Source organism: Microbacterium sp. CFH 31415, from assembly GCF_022538185.1.
Classification (GTDB): domain Bacteria; phylum Actinomycetota; class Actinomycetes; order Actinomycetales; family Microbacteriaceae; genus Microbacterium.
This window is the reverse complement of the sequence record NZ_JAKYXC010000018.1, coordinates 68,446-81,765: the sequence shown is the minus strand read 5'-3', so window position 1 is coordinate 81,765 and position 13,320 is coordinate 68,446. Positions and strand designations below refer to the sequence as shown.

The window sequence follows — 13,320 nt, the reverse complement described above, 5'->3', positions numbered from 1 at the left end:
CGACGGCCGCCCTCGCTAGGATGAGGGAAACCTCGAACGGAGTATCCGGCTATGTGGGAATGGCTGATCCCGGTCCTGATCGTTGTGGCTCTCGCCGCGATCGTCGGGATCTACCTGTGGGCCACGTACAACTCGCTCGTTCAACTGAACGTGCGGGTCGATGAGGCGTGGAGCGACATCACCGTCCAGCTCAAGCGCCGCGCCGACCTGCTGCCGAACCTCATCGAGGCGGTGAAGGGCTACGCGGCGCACGAGAAGGCGGTCTTCGAGAACGTCACCCGTGCGCGGGCCGAGACGCTCTCGGCCGGCGGACCGGCCGAGGCGGGCGTGGCGGAGGGGCACATGCAGCAGGCGCTCAAGTCGCTGTTCGCCGTCGCCGAGGCATATCCGCAGCTGCAGGCGAGTCAGAACTTCCTGCACCTGCAGCAGTCGATCGTCGACACCGAAGACAAGATCCAGGCCTCGCGCCGGTTCTACAACGGCGGCGTGCGCGAGCTGAACACCAAGATCAAGGTGTTCCCGAACAACCTCTTCGCGCGCAACCTCGGCTTCCACGAGCGCGAGTTCTTCGAGGTCGTCGACGGCGCCGCCATCTCCGAGCCGCCGCGCGTCCAGTTCTGACGCGGTGCGGATCGGGCCGCGGAGTGTCCCCGACCCGCGCTAGCGTCTCTTCATGGCCCACCGGCTGACGCGCGAGCAGGCACGGCGCGTGGCTGTGCGCGCACAGCTGCTGTCGGCGGATCGGCCCGCCGGGATCGTCGAGACGATCGACGCGCTGACGGTCGTGAACATCGAGCCCACAGCGGCGATCGCCCCGAGCGCCGATCTCATCCTGTGGTCGCGCCTCGGGTGGCCTTACCAGCCCGCCGATCTGGTTCGTCTCGTCGAGGAGGATCGCGCCGTCTTCGAATGGGGCGGTTTCTATCGCACCATGGCCGACCTGCCGCTGCTGCGACCCGAGATGGCGAAGCGCCCGCGATCGCGCGAGGCGAGGGAGTGGCTGGCTGCCAACGACGTGTTCCGGCGCGAGGTGATGGCGAAGCTGCGGGCAGAGGGCCCGCTCCGTCCGGCCGAGATCGCCGACACCGCGCAGGTGTCCTGGCGCTCGTCCGGGTGGACGAACAACCGCAACACGCTGCAGCTGCTCGAGATGCTCGTGCTCCGCGGCGACGTCGCCATCTCGTCGCGTGACTTCGGCGGCCGGTCGTTCGACCTGGCCGAACGCGTCTATCCGGCCGGTCTTCCGGTGCTCTCACCCGAGGACGCGGCGCGGGAGCGCGCAGAGCGACGCCTCACGTCGTTCGGCGTCGCGCGCGCGAAGAGCCTGTCGCAGCCGATCGAGCCGATCGACGTCGGCGGGGTCGGCGAAGAAGCGGTGATCGATGACACCGCGGGCACGTGGCGACTCGATACCGATGCGCTCGCCGCACTCGACGACTTCGTGCCGCGCACGGCGCTGCTGTCGCCGTTCGACCGGCTCGTCTTCGACCGCAAGCGGCTGGAGGAGATCTTCGGGTACGAGTACCTGCTCGAGATGTACAAGCCTGCGCCGAAGCGACGCTGGGGCTACTTCGCGCTGCCGATCCTCCACGGCGACCGGTTCGTCGGCAAGCTCGATGCCAAGGCCGACCGCAAGGCCGGTGTGCTGCGGGTCTTCGCCGTGCACGAGGACACGCCTTTCGACGCCGCGACCACCGACGCGGTTCACCGCGAGATCCACGACCTCGCCCAGTGGCTCGGCCTCGAGGTGCAGGGGCTGCGCGAGGCGTGATCAGCGCACGGCGAGGATCATGTCATCGCCCGAGAAGCGGATCGATCCACGCAGCGCCCACTCGTCGGCGCGATAGGTGAAGCTCGCCGACTCGCCGCCGCGGGTCGTGCCGGAGGCGGTCGCGACGATCACGCCGCCGGTGGCGTCGAAGCCGGCGGCGTTGTCATGCAGGGAGACGGCCGGGCGCTTGTCGATCCGGAACGCGATCGAGTCGAGGGCGGCGAGGTCCGCCGCCCAGGGAACCCGCAGACCGCAGTTGTCCGGGACGCTCGCCGTCGCGGCCGCACACGCCTCCGCATACGCGTCGACCTGCGCTTGCGCGAGCGCGGTCGCCCCGGGGGACAGCGCGGCGTCCATCGTGACGGCGATCGGCTCATCGGTGCCCACGGCCGCCGTCGCCGTCCCTGCCAGGATGCCGCGCGGTGCCGCCTGCACCTCGTAGACGGCGGGCAGCAGCCTCAGTTCCGCTGCTGCGGGGGCGAGGGCCCCACCGACCCACACCGAGTCGCCGGCGGGCGCGGACGCGAGCATCGTCTCCGCCTGGAGCACACCCAGGTGGTCTCCGGTGAGCTCCCACCCGTCGCCGCCGTCGCGCATCGTGAAGTTCAGCGTGCGCCGGTCGTCGCCGAGCAGTGCTTCCGCGTGCACCGCGGCCAGGCTGTCGTCGTCGATGCGCACCTCGAGGATCTCCGGGTCGGAGACATAGGAGGCCGCACCCGCGAAGGCGTCGCGGAGGAGGGACTCCGCGTCTGCTCCGAGTTCGCCGCCACGCAGGCCGGCGATCACCGCGAAGTCGCCCGTCTCGAGGGCGCGCAGGTAGGTCTCGGCGGCGGCCTGAGCCGTGGGCGGGCGGCTGGTGAACCACCACACCCCGGTCGCTGCGAGCGCGAGCACCGCAATGCCGCCGACGATGCCGACGACCACTACGCGCTTCACCTCTCCACGCTAGCCCCCGGGCTCGTCGGCGGCGAGCGCGACAGGCTCGCCGGGCCCCGCGACGTGGCGCTCTGCCTCGGGCAGCACATCGGCGAGGTCGTCGACGGCGTCGCCCCACCGCGAGATCGAGATGTGCTCCAGCGACTGCCAGCGCGCCGCGTCCCGCAGCTCGTCGGCGACGCGGGCCGCGGCATCCGGCGGCCTTCCGTGCTCCCACCACGCCGACTGCACGCGCAGCGTCGATGCTGCCCGATCGGCCTTGAGGTCGATGCGGCCGACGAGGTCGTCGCCGACGAGGAGGGGCAGGGAGTAGTAGCCGTACCGGCGCTTCGGCGCGGGTGTGTAGATCTCGATGCGGTACTCGAAGTCGAACAGGCGCTCCGCGCGGTCGCGGAACCACACCACGGGATCGAAAGGCGTCAGCAGCGCCGTCGCATCGACGCGACGGGGGAGGGCGGCGTCGCGGTGCACCCATGCCTTGGCCGGTCGTCCGGCGGTCGTCCACCCCTCGACGGTCACCGGGAGCAGCTCGCCCGTGTCGGTGAGATCGGCGATCGCATGCAGGATCGCGGGGCGGTCGGCGATCCGCCAGTAGTCGGCGAGATCGGCGGCCGTCGCCACTCCGTACGCGGTCGCCGCACGGCGGACGAGCTCGCGGATCGCGTCTTGGCGCGCGACCGGCGCAGCGAGCACCTCGGCGGGGATCACATCGGCCGCCAGACCGTACCGGCGCTCGAAACCGCGCCGACCGGCGATGGCGACCTCACCGAACATGAACAGGTACTCCAGCGCGTTCTTCACGTCGTCCCAGTCCCACCACTGGCCGCGGGCGCCCATCGGCGCGTCGCGCTCGATCTGCGCCGGGCGCAGGGGGCCGCGGTCGACCAGCTCGGCGCGCACCCAGTCCACCGTCTTGCGGTGGGTCTGGAACCAGCCGTCGGGCTTCGTGCCGTACTTGGCCCGCAGATCGTCCATGCGGAAGCGGAACAGTGCCCAGTCGGCAGCGGGGATGAACGCCGCGACGTGCGCCCAGTACTCCACGTACGGCGGGCGCCGGGCGAAGAGCAGGCGGTCGAGTGCCGCAGGATCATAGGAACCCAGTCGAGAGAAGAGCGGCATGTAGTGCGAGCGCGCGAAGACGTTCACCGAGTCGATCTGCAGCGTCGCCATGCGCGCCAGAGCAAGATTGAGCTGCCGCGTTCCCGCCACCGCCGGCCGCGGCCGCGCGAAGCCCTGGGCCGCCAGGGCGATGCGGCGCGCCTCCGCCGCACTGAGGGTCGACTTCACGCGCGAGAGCTTAGCCGGGAGTCCGGACACCGGCGTCGTGGCACCTTCACGCACCGACGGGGCACATGACTCGCGCGGCATGCGACGCGCCTAGACTGGCGGAATGAGCGGCTCCGACGACAAGCCACGCGGCTCGCTGTTCGACGCGTTCCGCGACCGGAACCGGGTCGTCTCGACCGAGCTGTCGGGGACGATCCCGCGCGGTCTGCGCATCGCCACCGCCTACTCGTGGCGCTTCCTCGTCGTCGCCGCCGCCATCGGCGTTGCCGTGTGGCTCGTCATCCAGCTGAAGCTGCTGGTGATCCCGCTCCTGGTCGGCATCCTGGTGACGGCACTGCTGTGGCCGGTCTTCAGCTGGATGCTGCGGCATCGGGTCCCTCGATGGCTTGCGATCGTCATCTCGGTCGTCGGCACGCTCGCTGTGGTGGGCGGCCTGCTGTGGCTGGTGGCCTGGCAGATCACCCGCCAGTGGTCGGATGTGCAGGCGAGCACCGTCGAGGCCGTCGACAATTTCCGCACCTACCTGGTCCAAGGGCCGATGCACCTCACCGAGGAGCAGATCGACGGCCTGCTCGCGCAGGGGTGGGGCTTCCTGCAGGAGCAGGCCGAGCTCGTCTGGTCGGGCGCGCTCGCCCTCGGCAGCACCCTGGGCCACGTGCTCACCGGCGGCATCCTGGCGTTCTTCATCCTGCTGTGCCTGCTCGCCGACGGCGCCGGCATCTGGCGGTGGACGCTTCGGCTCTTCCCGCGCAAGGCGCGCCGCGCCGCCGACGGCGCCGGGCGTGCCGGCTGGGTGACGGTCGTCAACTACGCGCGCACACAGCTCCTCGTCGCCACGATCGATGCGGTCGGCATCGGCCTGGGCGCGTTCCTCCTCGGCGTTCCGCTGGCGATCCCGGTCGCCGTCCTCGTCTTCCTGGGCGCGTTCGTGCCGATCGTCGGTGCCGTCGTCACGGGAGCCATCGCCGTCTTCCTCGCCCTCGTCTACAACGGTCCCTGGATCGCGCTGTGGATGCTGATCGTCGTGCTCGGAGTCCAGCAGCTCGAAGGCCATGTCCTTCAGCCGCTCCTGATGGGCTCGGCTGTCAAGGTCCACCCGCTCGCCGTCGTCCTGGTGGTGGCCGGCGGCGCCATGATCGCCGGCATCCCCGGCGCCCTGTTCGCGGTTCCCCTCGCGGCGTTCGTGAACGTCGTGGCGGTCTACATCGGCCAGCGGTCGTGGGAGACGGGGGTCAGACCCACGGGCGACCTCATCTGGAGCACCGTCCCGCGCCCGAGCAGGAGACCTACGTGAGCACGACCTCGCCCGCTGCGCGCCACCTGGCCGCGCCGACCCCCGCCGATTTCGCGGATGCCGCGGCCACGCTCGACGGCGTGATCGCGCACACGCCGCTCGACGAGTCGCTGCACCTCTCCGAGCTCATGGGCGTTCCGGTGCACCTCAAGCTCGAGAACCTCCAGCGCACCGGGTCGTTCAAGATCCGCGGCGCGACCTATCGCCTGTCGCGCCTGACCGAGAAGGAGCGTGCGCGCGGTGTCGTCGCCGCCTCCGCGGGCAACCATGCTCAGGGCGTCGCTCTCGCCGCGAAGTCGCTCGGCATCCCCGCGACGATCTTCATGCCGCTGGGCGTTCCGGTGCCCAAGCTGCTCGCCACCCGTGGCTACGGGGCGGACGTCGTGCTCGAGGGAGCCACCGTCGAGACGCCGCTGCGCCTGGCCGCGGAGTTCGCCGAGCGCACCGGCGCGGTGTTCATCCACCCGTTCGATCATCCCGACGTGATCGCGGGTCAGGGCACCCTCGGGCTCGAGCTCATGGACGAACTCCCCGACCTCGACACGATCGTGCTGGGAATCGGCGGGGGCGGCCTGATCGCCGGCGTCGCGGCGGCCGTCAAGGCCCGCGCCGCGGCGGAGGGACGCACGGTGCGGGTGATCGGCGTCCAGGCCGAGAACTCGGCGGCCTACCCGGAGTCGCTCGCGGCAGGGCATCCGGTCGACGTCGCGACCCGCCCCACGATCGCCGACGGCATCGCTGTGGCCCGCCCGGGCGACCTGCCGTTCGCGATCATCCGCGACCTCGTGGACGACGTCGTCACCGTCTCGGAGGACGACATCGCGCGCGCCCTCCTGGTGCTGCTGGAGCGGGCGAAGCAGGTCGTCGAGCCCGCCGGCGCGGTCGGCGTCGCCGCGATCCTCGCCGGGAAGGTGCAGGCCGCCGGACCCGTCGTCAGCGTGCTGTCGGGAGGCAACATCGATCCCCTGCTGCTGCAACGGGTCGTCGCACACGGGCTGTCGGCCTCGGGCCGCTACATGACGCTGCAGATCCCGCTGCCCGACCGCCCGGGCCAGCTCGCCCGAGTCTCGGAGCTGCTCGCGCAGGCGGGCGCCAACGTGATCGAGGTGCTCCACACCCGCCACGGGCAGGGGCTGCAGATCAGCGAGGTCATCCTGCAGCTGAGTGTCGAGACGCGCGGCGAAGAGCATCGAGCCCACGTGATCTCGGTGCTCGAGCAGGCCGGCTATCTGCCGACCGTCATGCCGGACTGACCGGACGGCTACTGGCCGGTGTAGGTCTCGACCTTGACGATCTCGACCGTGATCTCGCGGCCGTTGGGCGCCGTGTACGCCGTCGTCTCGCCTTCCTTGCGCCCGAGGATCGCGGCTCCGAGAGGAGAGGCTTCGCTGTAGACGTCGAGCTCGGACCCCACCGCGATCTCGCGGTTGCCGAGCAGGAAGACCTCCTCGCCGCCGGCGACGATCGCCGTGATGACGGTGCCGGGCTCGACGACGCCGGTCGACTGAGGAGCCTCCGACACGGTGGCGGTCTTCAGCAGGTGCTGGAGTGTGCGGATGCGCGCCTCCTGCTTCCCCTGCTCGTCCTTCGCCGCGTGGTAGCCGCCGTTCTCCTTGAGGTCGCCCTCTTCGCGCGCGGCTTCGATGCGCTTCGCGATCTCCTCCCGGCCGGTGGTCGAGAGGTGCTCGAGCTCGGCGGCGAGGCGGTCGTAGGCATCCTGTGTGAGGAAGGTCACCGGGGCATCGCTGGACACGTCTGACTCCTTCGGTCTGCGGGGAGGGTCGATATGTCAAACGCCCCGGCTCTCGGCCAGGGCGCGTATCGACTGCGGTCGGCCCAGACTACGTCACCCAGCAGGAGTTGACAAAACCTGTCGTCGCCTCGGCCGTCGTGCGGATGACCTCGCGCAGCGCCCGGGAGTGGCTCTGTCCGGCAGGGATCTCGACCACGCGCCACCCCACGACGCCGTGCTCCTGGTCCTGCGCCTCGATCGCGCAGGCGACCGAGCGTCCGGGGGGAGCGGTGATCTGGAAGCTGAGCACCACTGAGTGCGCGTCGACGACCTCGAACCCGGTCGCGTCGGAATCGACGGCGTCGAGCGACCCCGAGACGGTCATCCAGCCGAAGAGTGCGACCAGCGCGACGGCCACGGCGATCCCGGCGCCGACGATCCAGCGCCGCGCGGGGGAGCGCGTGCGCCCGTAGCGCTCATCGAGCATCTGCTGTGTCGTCATGGCCGGTCCGTCAGGAAGATTAGGCTGGACTTCCAGGCTATGCGCTTCCGACCGCGGTCGCGGCCACCCGCACCGCCCGATCGGGGCAGAACGAGGGAATCCCCATGCACGACGCACTCGCCGCCCTCGCACTCGCGGCAGCGACCGCGACCCCGACGCCCACGCCGTCGATGATCGACCCCGCCAAGGTGACGCCGGGCGCGTGGGGCTTCGTGATCACGGCGTTGGTGGCGGTCGTCACGATCGTTCTGGTCTGGGACATGATCCGTCGCATCCGGCGCGGTCGCGTGCGGGCCGACCTCCTCGACGAACTCGAGGCCGAGCGTCAGGCGGACGGTGCGGTCGAGGCGACCGAGACCGACGACGCGAGCGTCGACCCCGACGAGCCGACCGGCGGCGCGCAGCGCTGAGCCCGGCATCCCACCGTCCGATCGGTTCGGGATGCCGCGCCCCGGCCCGCTCGGGTCAGCCGGGCAGCCCGAGCGAAGGCGAGAACGGGTCGACGGCGATGATGAGGCACGCAGCCCAGTGGCAAAGGAACGCCAGGACCGTGCACACGTGGAAGATCTCGTGGAAGCCGAAGTGGCCGGGCCACGGATTCGGGCGCTTCATCGCGTAGACGACCGCGCCGCCGGTGTAGAGCAGGCCGCCGACGGCGACGAGGATCATCATCGTCGCGTTGGCGCGCAGCAGATCGGGCAGGTACATCACCGCCGCCCAGCCGAGCGCGAGGTAGAGCGCGACATAGAGCCAGCGCGGAGCGTTGATCCAGAAGACCCGGAACAGGATGCCCAGCAGGGCCCCTGACCATACGACGATCAGCAGGATGGACCCCTGCTGCGGGGGGAGCGCGAGCACGGCGATCGGCGCGTACGTGCCCGCGATGAGGAGCACGATGTTCGCGTGGTCGATGCGCTTGAGCACCGCCTTGGTCGACGGGCTCCAGTTGAAGCGGTGGTAGAGCGCGGAGTTGCCGAACAGCAGCAGCGATGTCGCCATGAAGACCGCGCAGGCCCACTTCGCCGGACCGCCCTGGGCGACCGCGATGAGGATGATGCCCGCGACGATCGCCACAGGGAAGGTGGCGGCGTGGATCCATCCGCGCCAGGAGGGCTTGATCTCAGGGTTCGCGGCGTCGACAGCTGCGGCGTCCATCAGCGGAAGCTCGGGGACCTCTGGGCCCCGGGGGAGGCGGCTGCGACGGATCATCCATCAAGATTAGGCCGGGCGGCATGCCGTGAGCGGAACATACGCGGTCTCGCGGCGCCCGGCACCGAGTGCCACGCTAGGGCGGCGTCCGGGTGGAAGGTAGCGTAGGCGTGTGGCGCGCACACGGTCGAACGAGGGCAGGGGGCCTCTCTACCGTCTCTACATCAACCGCCTGCGCCGCCGGCTCGAACCCGGCTCCGTGCCGCGTCACGTCGCGATGATGATCGACGGCAACCGCCGCTGGGCGAAGCAGCTCGGCTTCGACTCCGCCGCCCACGGCCATCGCGCCGGCGCCGCGAAGATGCACGAGTTCCTCGGGTGGTGCGACGACGTCGGCGTCAAAGTCGTGTCGCTGTACCTGCTGTCGACCGACAACCTGCGCAAGCGGGACTCCCGCGAACTCGCCGATCTCGTCGAGATCATCGCGGAGCTCGCGCACGAGCTGTCGCTCGAGCCCGACTGGCGCGTCCAGCCCGTCGGGCGCCTGGACCTCCTGCCTGCCGAGCTCACCCGCGTGCTCGCCGAGGCGGATGAGCGCACGAGGGACCAAACCGGCCTCCACGTCAACCTCGCCGTCGGGTACGGCGGCCGCGGCGAGATCGTCGACGCCGTGCGCAGCATCATCGCCCAGCATGACGAGGAAGGCGGTTCGCTCGAGGAGCTCGCGGCGAGCCTCACACCGGAGCAGATCGGCGAGCACCTCTACACCGGCGGTCAGCCCGACCCCGACCTCGTCATCCGCACCTCGGGGGAGCAGCGGCTGAGCGACTTCCTGCTGTGGCAGTCCGCGCACTCCGAGTTCTATTTCGTCGAGGCGCTCGGCCCCGACCTCCGCGAGGTCGACTTCCTGCGGGCGATCCGCGACTACTCCAGCCGCGATCGTCGCTACGGCAGCTGATCCCGCCCGCACCGGCGCGACCCCGCGTGCGGGCACCGCGTGCCATGATGTGTCAGTGACGGATCTGGATACGTATCTGGCGTCGTTCGATGGGGAACCGGGGTATCTCGACTGGGCTGCGTTCGGACCGCTCTCTCCGGTCGTGCGCGCGGAAGCGCAAGCCGACACCGAGCTCCTCGGCTCGGGGCGCCGCACCAGCATCCAGCTGGTGAACGACCACGCGCGCGAGGCGCAGGAGCTCGTCGCCGGTCTGATCGGCACGGATGCCTCGCAGGTGGTCCTGCAGCCATCGACCACCTACGGCCTGATGCAGGCCATCTACGGCCTCGCCGGCGGACTCATGGTCGGACGCGGCGAGTTCCCCAGCCTCACCGTTGCCGCCACGCGGGCCGCAGCTTCCCTCGGCTCGATCGCCGTGCAATGGCTCGATCCCGTCGACGGCTGCATCACGCCCGACCTCGTGCGCTCCTCGCTCAGCGACGACACGCGCGCGCTCGCCGTGAGCCTCATCGACTTCCGCACCGGCTATCGCGCCGACCTGCCCGCCCTCCGCGACGTTCTCGGCGACCGGCTGCTCATCGTCGACGCGATCCAGGGCTTCGGCACGATCGACGTCGACTACACGGCGGCCGATGTCGTCTGCTCGAACGGGTACAAGTGGCTGCGCGCGGGGCGGGGCACCGGCTTCGCGTGGTTCGGCGAGCGGGCGCTCGAGCGCATCGCACCGGTCCTCTCGGGGTTCGCGGGGATCGACGGCGACCTGCCGCTCGACGTCGTGCCCCCGCCGTCGGCCTCCGCCCGGGCATTCAGCGTCAGCGGGATCGACACGCTGGCGGCTGCCCGCCTCGCCACGTCGCTGCAGGAGCTGACCGAGGTCGGCGTCGCAACCGTCGAGGCCGAGCTCATGGAACGCACGCGCACCGTCATGTACTACGCCGACCGCTACGAGGTGCCCGTGATCACGCCGCGCGAGCCCGAACGCCGCGGCGGGATCGTCACCCTCGCGCCCGCGCCGCAGGACGCGGCTCCTCTCGCGGCGTCGCTCGCCAACCACGGCCTCACCGTCACGGTGCGCTCCGGGCTCGTCCGCGTCTCGCCGCACGTCGGCACCGGCGCCGACACGCTGCGACTGTTCGGCGACGCGCTGGCCGCGTTCTCGTCCGCACGCGTGTGGTGATGCCGGGATGCTGCGACCCGCGGCATCCCGGAAATTCACCTGCTCGACACGTTCGTGCGCGTGTCGTGCACGGGTCCGGACATGGCGCGGACGTACGTTCATCACATCGGGCAAGGCGCCCGTTCGAGTCGGCCTTTCGGACCACGACTCGTGACCCATGGTCGACTCGTGACTGCCGGGTTCTCCACCCGGGGCGGGAGTGGGTTGTGACCACACGAGCACCACACGAGCAGTACCGTCAGGACGTCGCACAGGCCGCGGATCTGGAACAGGATCTCCGCACCTACGTGCTCGACACCTCCGTGCTGCTGAGCGATCCGCGGGCTTTCTTCCGCTTCGCCGAGCACAACGTCGTGATCCCCGTGGTGGTGATCACCGAGCTCGAGGGCAAGCGGCACGATCCCGAGATCGGGTACTTCGCGCGTCAGGCGCTCCGTCATCTCGACGAGCTGCGTGTCGAGCACGGTCGCCTCGACTTCCCCGTTCCCGTCGGCGAGGGCGGCACGCTGCGCGTTGAGCTCAACAACACCGACGCCGGCGTCCTGCCGTCGGGCATGCGCCTCGGAGACAACGACAGTCGCATCCTCGCCGTCGCGATGCACCTCGCGTCCGACGGGCAGGAGGTGACGGTCGTCTCGAAGGACCTCCCGATGCGCGTCAAGGCCGCATCGCTCGGCGTGACCGCCGAGGAGTACCTCGCCGAGCAGGCGGTGGACTCGGGGTGGACCGGCATCGCGACGATCGACGTCTCGGGCGACGACATCAGCGATCTGTACGAGAGCGAGGTCGCCAGCAGCGACCAGGTCCGCGGGCTGCCCGTCAACACCGGTCTCATCATCCACTCCGAGCGCGGATCGGCGCTCGGCCGCGTGACGAGCGCGGGGGCGTACAAACTGGTGCGAGGCGACCGCGAGGTGTTCGGTCTGCACGGCCGTTCGGCCGAGCAGCGGATCGCCATCGATCTGCTGACCGACCCTGAGGTGGGGATCGTGTCGCTCGGCGGTCGCGCCGGCACCGGCAAGTCGGCCCTCGCTCTGTGTGCGGGGCTCGAGGCGGTGCTCGAACGGCAGCAGCAGCGCAAGATCATCGTCTTCCGCCCGCTCTTCGCGGTGGGCGGGCAGGAGCTCGGCTACCTGCCCGGCGATCAGCAGGAGAAGATGAACCCGTGGGGCCAGGCGGTCTTCGACACCCTCGGCTCGGTCGTCTCGTCGAACGTGCTGGAGGAGGTCGTCGAGCGCGGGCTGCTCGAGGTGCTCCCGCTCACGCACATCCGCGGGCGGTCGCTGCACGACGCATTCGTGATCGTCGACGAGGCGCAGTCGCTCGAGCGCAACGTGCTGCTCACCGTGCTCAGCCGCATCGGCCAGAACTCGCGGGTCGTGCTCACCCACGACGTCGGGCAGCGCGACAACCTCCGGGTCGGCCGGCACGACGGCGTCGCATCGGTCATCGAGACGCTCAAGGGGCACGGCCTGTTCGGCCACGTCACCCTCGTGCGATCGGAGCGCTCCGCCATCGCGGCCCTGGTGACCGACCTGCTCGAAGCGGGTGAACTCGCCTGACGATTCGGAAGGGGCCGGGATGCTGCATCCCGGCCCCTTCCGCATGTCCGGACTGGTCGGCCATGCCTTCCCATCATGAGAAGAGTCTCATTCCCCACGTGGATCCTGCGCAGGGCGTTCTGTCAGCATGGAAGAGGTGCATTCGTGGCACCGGGAGGGAAGGCGCACGCGTGGAGAGTCTGACGCGGCTGGCTGTCGGCGGCATGACCGTCGTCGCTGCGAGCGTCGCCGTGATCTGCGCCGTCGCCCTCACCCACAGTGTGGCGCTCTCGGATGCCGCCGGTTCGACGATCGACGCGGCTCCCGTGGTGGTCCCGGCGTCGACCGCTGACTCTGAGGGCGCAGGCGCGGGCGAAGAGTCCGTGCCGGCCACCACCACCGATCCCGTCGCCGAGACCCGCGGCGCGCGCGCCGCCGAGGTCGTGCCTGCGCCGGCGCCCGAGGTGGTGCCGGCCGCTCCTCCAGCCTCGACCCCCGAGGTGACGGATTCCGCTCGACCCACGCCGCCGCCGACCGAAGACGAGGTGGTCGCCGAGGCCGAGGCATCGCGCTCGTGGGACGCGGCCCGCAAGTGGGCCGAGCGACTCGGCTGGTCGCCGGCTCGCATCGACGCCTGGATCGACCGGCTCGAGAAGTCCCGCGGCCCGCTGCCCGGAGGCCGCGCCCCGGGGGGACGGGGCGATGCCCGCCCCGGCGGCGAGGAGACGACTGACGGCGGGCGCCAGGGCCTGGTCGGATCCGGCAGCTCCCACGGCCAGGTCGGGAGTCCCGGTCGTGGCCTCGGTGCCGTGAAGGGCAGCGGACCCAGCTCGAAGGACCGGCGCGCCGAGGCCGGGTCTTCCCACAAGCGCCCCGCGCACGCGGGAGCGAACGCCGACGACCGGTCGACGAATGCCGGTGTCGGCGCGAAGAAGCATCGATCGCGCGATTCCCCAGACCGACGCGATTGATA

The 13,320-nt window shown here is 70.7% G+C and carries 14 protein-coding genes; 9 read left to right on the top strand and 5 right to left on the bottom strand.

Features of this window, described 5'->3' with window-relative positions; genetic code table 11:
* Window positions 1-51 precede the first annotated feature (51 nt).
* Entirely contained in the window at window positions 52-621 is a 570-nt protein-coding gene (locus MK786_RS15940) for a LemA family protein (RefSeq protein ID WP_191767297.1), read from the top strand.
* A gap of 52 nt (window positions 622-673) precedes the next feature.
* Window positions 674-1,771, top strand: a complete 1,098-nt coding sequence (locus tag MK786_RS15935) for a DNA glycosylase AlkZ-like family protein (protein WP_241113209.1) — start codon at window positions 674-676, stop codon at window positions 1,769-1,771.
* On the opposite strand, the gene MK786_RS15930 is transcribed toward MK786_RS15935, so the two are convergent.
* Window positions 1,772-2,707, bottom strand: a complete 936-nt coding sequence (locus tag MK786_RS15930; protein WP_241113208.1) for a hypothetical protein — start codon at window positions 2,705-2,707, stop codon at window positions 1,772-1,774.
* A 9-nt stretch (window positions 2,708-2,716) separates the two neighbouring features.
* Window positions 2,717-3,994, bottom strand: coding sequence for a winged helix-turn-helix domain-containing protein (locus MK786_RS15925; protein ID WP_241113207.1), 1,278 nt, complete (start codon window positions 3,992-3,994; stop codon window positions 2,717-2,719).
* Window positions 3,995-4,097: 103 nt separating this feature from the next.
* On the opposite strand from MK786_RS15925, the gene MK786_RS15920 reads away from it, so the two are divergent.
* Both MK786_RS15920 and ilvA read left to right on the top strand, forming a co-directional pair.
* Window positions 4,098-5,288 carry an AI-2E family transporter gene (locus tag MK786_RS15920; RefSeq protein ID WP_241113206.1) on the top strand — a complete coding sequence of 397 codons (1,191 nt, stop codon included), beginning with the start codon at window positions 4,098-4,100 and terminating at the stop codon, window positions 5,286-5,288.
* On the top strand, window positions 5,285-6,541 hold the full coding sequence (ilvA, locus tag MK786_RS15915) for a threonine ammonia-lyase (RefSeq protein WP_374200497.1): 1,257 nt from the start codon (window positions 5,285-5,287) through the stop codon (window positions 6,539-6,541). The genes MK786_RS15920 and ilvA overlap by 4 nt, the downstream gene beginning before the upstream one ends.
* A gap of 8 nt (window positions 6,542-6,549) precedes the next feature.
* On the opposite strand, the gene greA is transcribed toward ilvA, so the two are convergent.
* The gene (gene greA, locus MK786_RS15910; RefSeq protein ID WP_241113205.1) at window positions 6,550-7,041 is read right to left on the bottom strand and encodes a transcription elongation factor GreA; all 492 of its coding nucleotides are present in this window, start codon (window positions 7,039-7,041) and stop codon (window positions 6,550-6,552) included.
* A gap of 88 nt (window positions 7,042-7,129) precedes the next feature.
* Window positions 7,130-7,522 carry a DUF4307 domain-containing protein gene (locus tag MK786_RS15905; protein WP_241113204.1) on the bottom strand — a complete coding sequence of 131 codons (393 nt, stop codon included), beginning with the start codon at window positions 7,520-7,522 and terminating at the stop codon, window positions 7,130-7,132.
* A gap of 104 nt (window positions 7,523-7,626) precedes the next feature.
* On the opposite strand from MK786_RS15905, the gene MK786_RS15900 reads away from it, so the two are divergent.
* Window positions 7,627-7,932 carry a hypothetical protein gene (locus tag MK786_RS15900; protein WP_241113203.1) on the top strand — a complete coding sequence of 102 codons (306 nt, stop codon included), beginning with the start codon at window positions 7,627-7,629 and terminating at the stop codon, window positions 7,930-7,932.
* A 55-nt stretch (window positions 7,933-7,987) separates the two neighbouring features.
* On the opposite strand, the gene MK786_RS15895 is transcribed toward MK786_RS15900, so the two are convergent.
* Entirely contained in the window at window positions 7,988-8,731 is a 744-nt protein-coding gene (locus MK786_RS15895; protein WP_241113202.1) for a hemolysin III family protein, read from the bottom strand.
* Between the two features lie 112 nt (window positions 8,732-8,843).
* On the opposite strand from MK786_RS15895, the gene MK786_RS15890 reads away from it, so the two are divergent.
* From MK786_RS15890 to MK786_RS15875, 4 genes are all read left to right on the top strand, one after another.
* Window positions 8,844-9,629 (top strand): isoprenyl transferase, encoded by a 786-nt coding sequence (locus tag MK786_RS15890; protein WP_241113201.1) that lies wholly within the window; start codon window positions 8,844-8,846, stop codon window positions 9,627-9,629.
* Window positions 9,630-9,684: 55 nt separating this feature from the next.
* Entirely contained in the window at window positions 9,685-10,806 is a 1,122-nt protein-coding gene (locus MK786_RS15885) for an aminotransferase class V-fold PLP-dependent enzyme (protein WP_241113200.1), read from the top strand.
* A 206-nt stretch (window positions 10,807-11,012) separates the two neighbouring features.
* Window positions 11,013-12,368, top strand: coding sequence for a PhoH family protein (locus MK786_RS15880; RefSeq protein ID WP_241113199.1), 1,356 nt, complete (start codon window positions 11,013-11,015; stop codon window positions 12,366-12,368).
* A gap of 170 nt (window positions 12,369-12,538) precedes the next feature.
* A complete protein-coding gene (locus tag MK786_RS15875) occupies window positions 12,539-13,318 on the top strand; it encodes a hypothetical protein (protein ID WP_241113198.1) in 780 nt (259 codons plus the stop codon).
* Window positions 13,319-13,320 lie beyond the last annotated feature (2 nt).

Coding starts and splice junctions, on each gene's coding strand:
- MK786_RS15920 (WP_241113206.1), top strand. CDS start 4,098: ATGAGCGGCTCCGACGACAAGCCACGCGGCTCGCTGTTCGACGCGTTC.
- MK786_RS15905 (WP_241113204.1), bottom strand. CDS start 7,522: ATGACGACACAGCAGATGCTCGATGAGCGCTACGGGCGCACGCGCTCC.
- MK786_RS15940 (WP_191767297.1), top strand. CDS start 52: ATGTGGGAATGGCTGATCCCGGTCCTGATCGTTGTGGCTCTCGCCGCG.
- MK786_RS15935 (WP_241113209.1), top strand. CDS start 674: ATGGCCCACCGGCTGACGCGCGAGCAGGCACGGCGCGTGGCTGTGCGC.
- MK786_RS15895 (WP_241113202.1), bottom strand. CDS start 8,731: ATGATCCGTCGCAGCCGCCTCCCCCGGGGCCCAGAGGTCCCCGAGCTT.
- MK786_RS15900 (WP_241113203.1), top strand. CDS start 7,627: ATGCACGACGCACTCGCCGCCCTCGCACTCGCGGCAGCGACCGCGACC.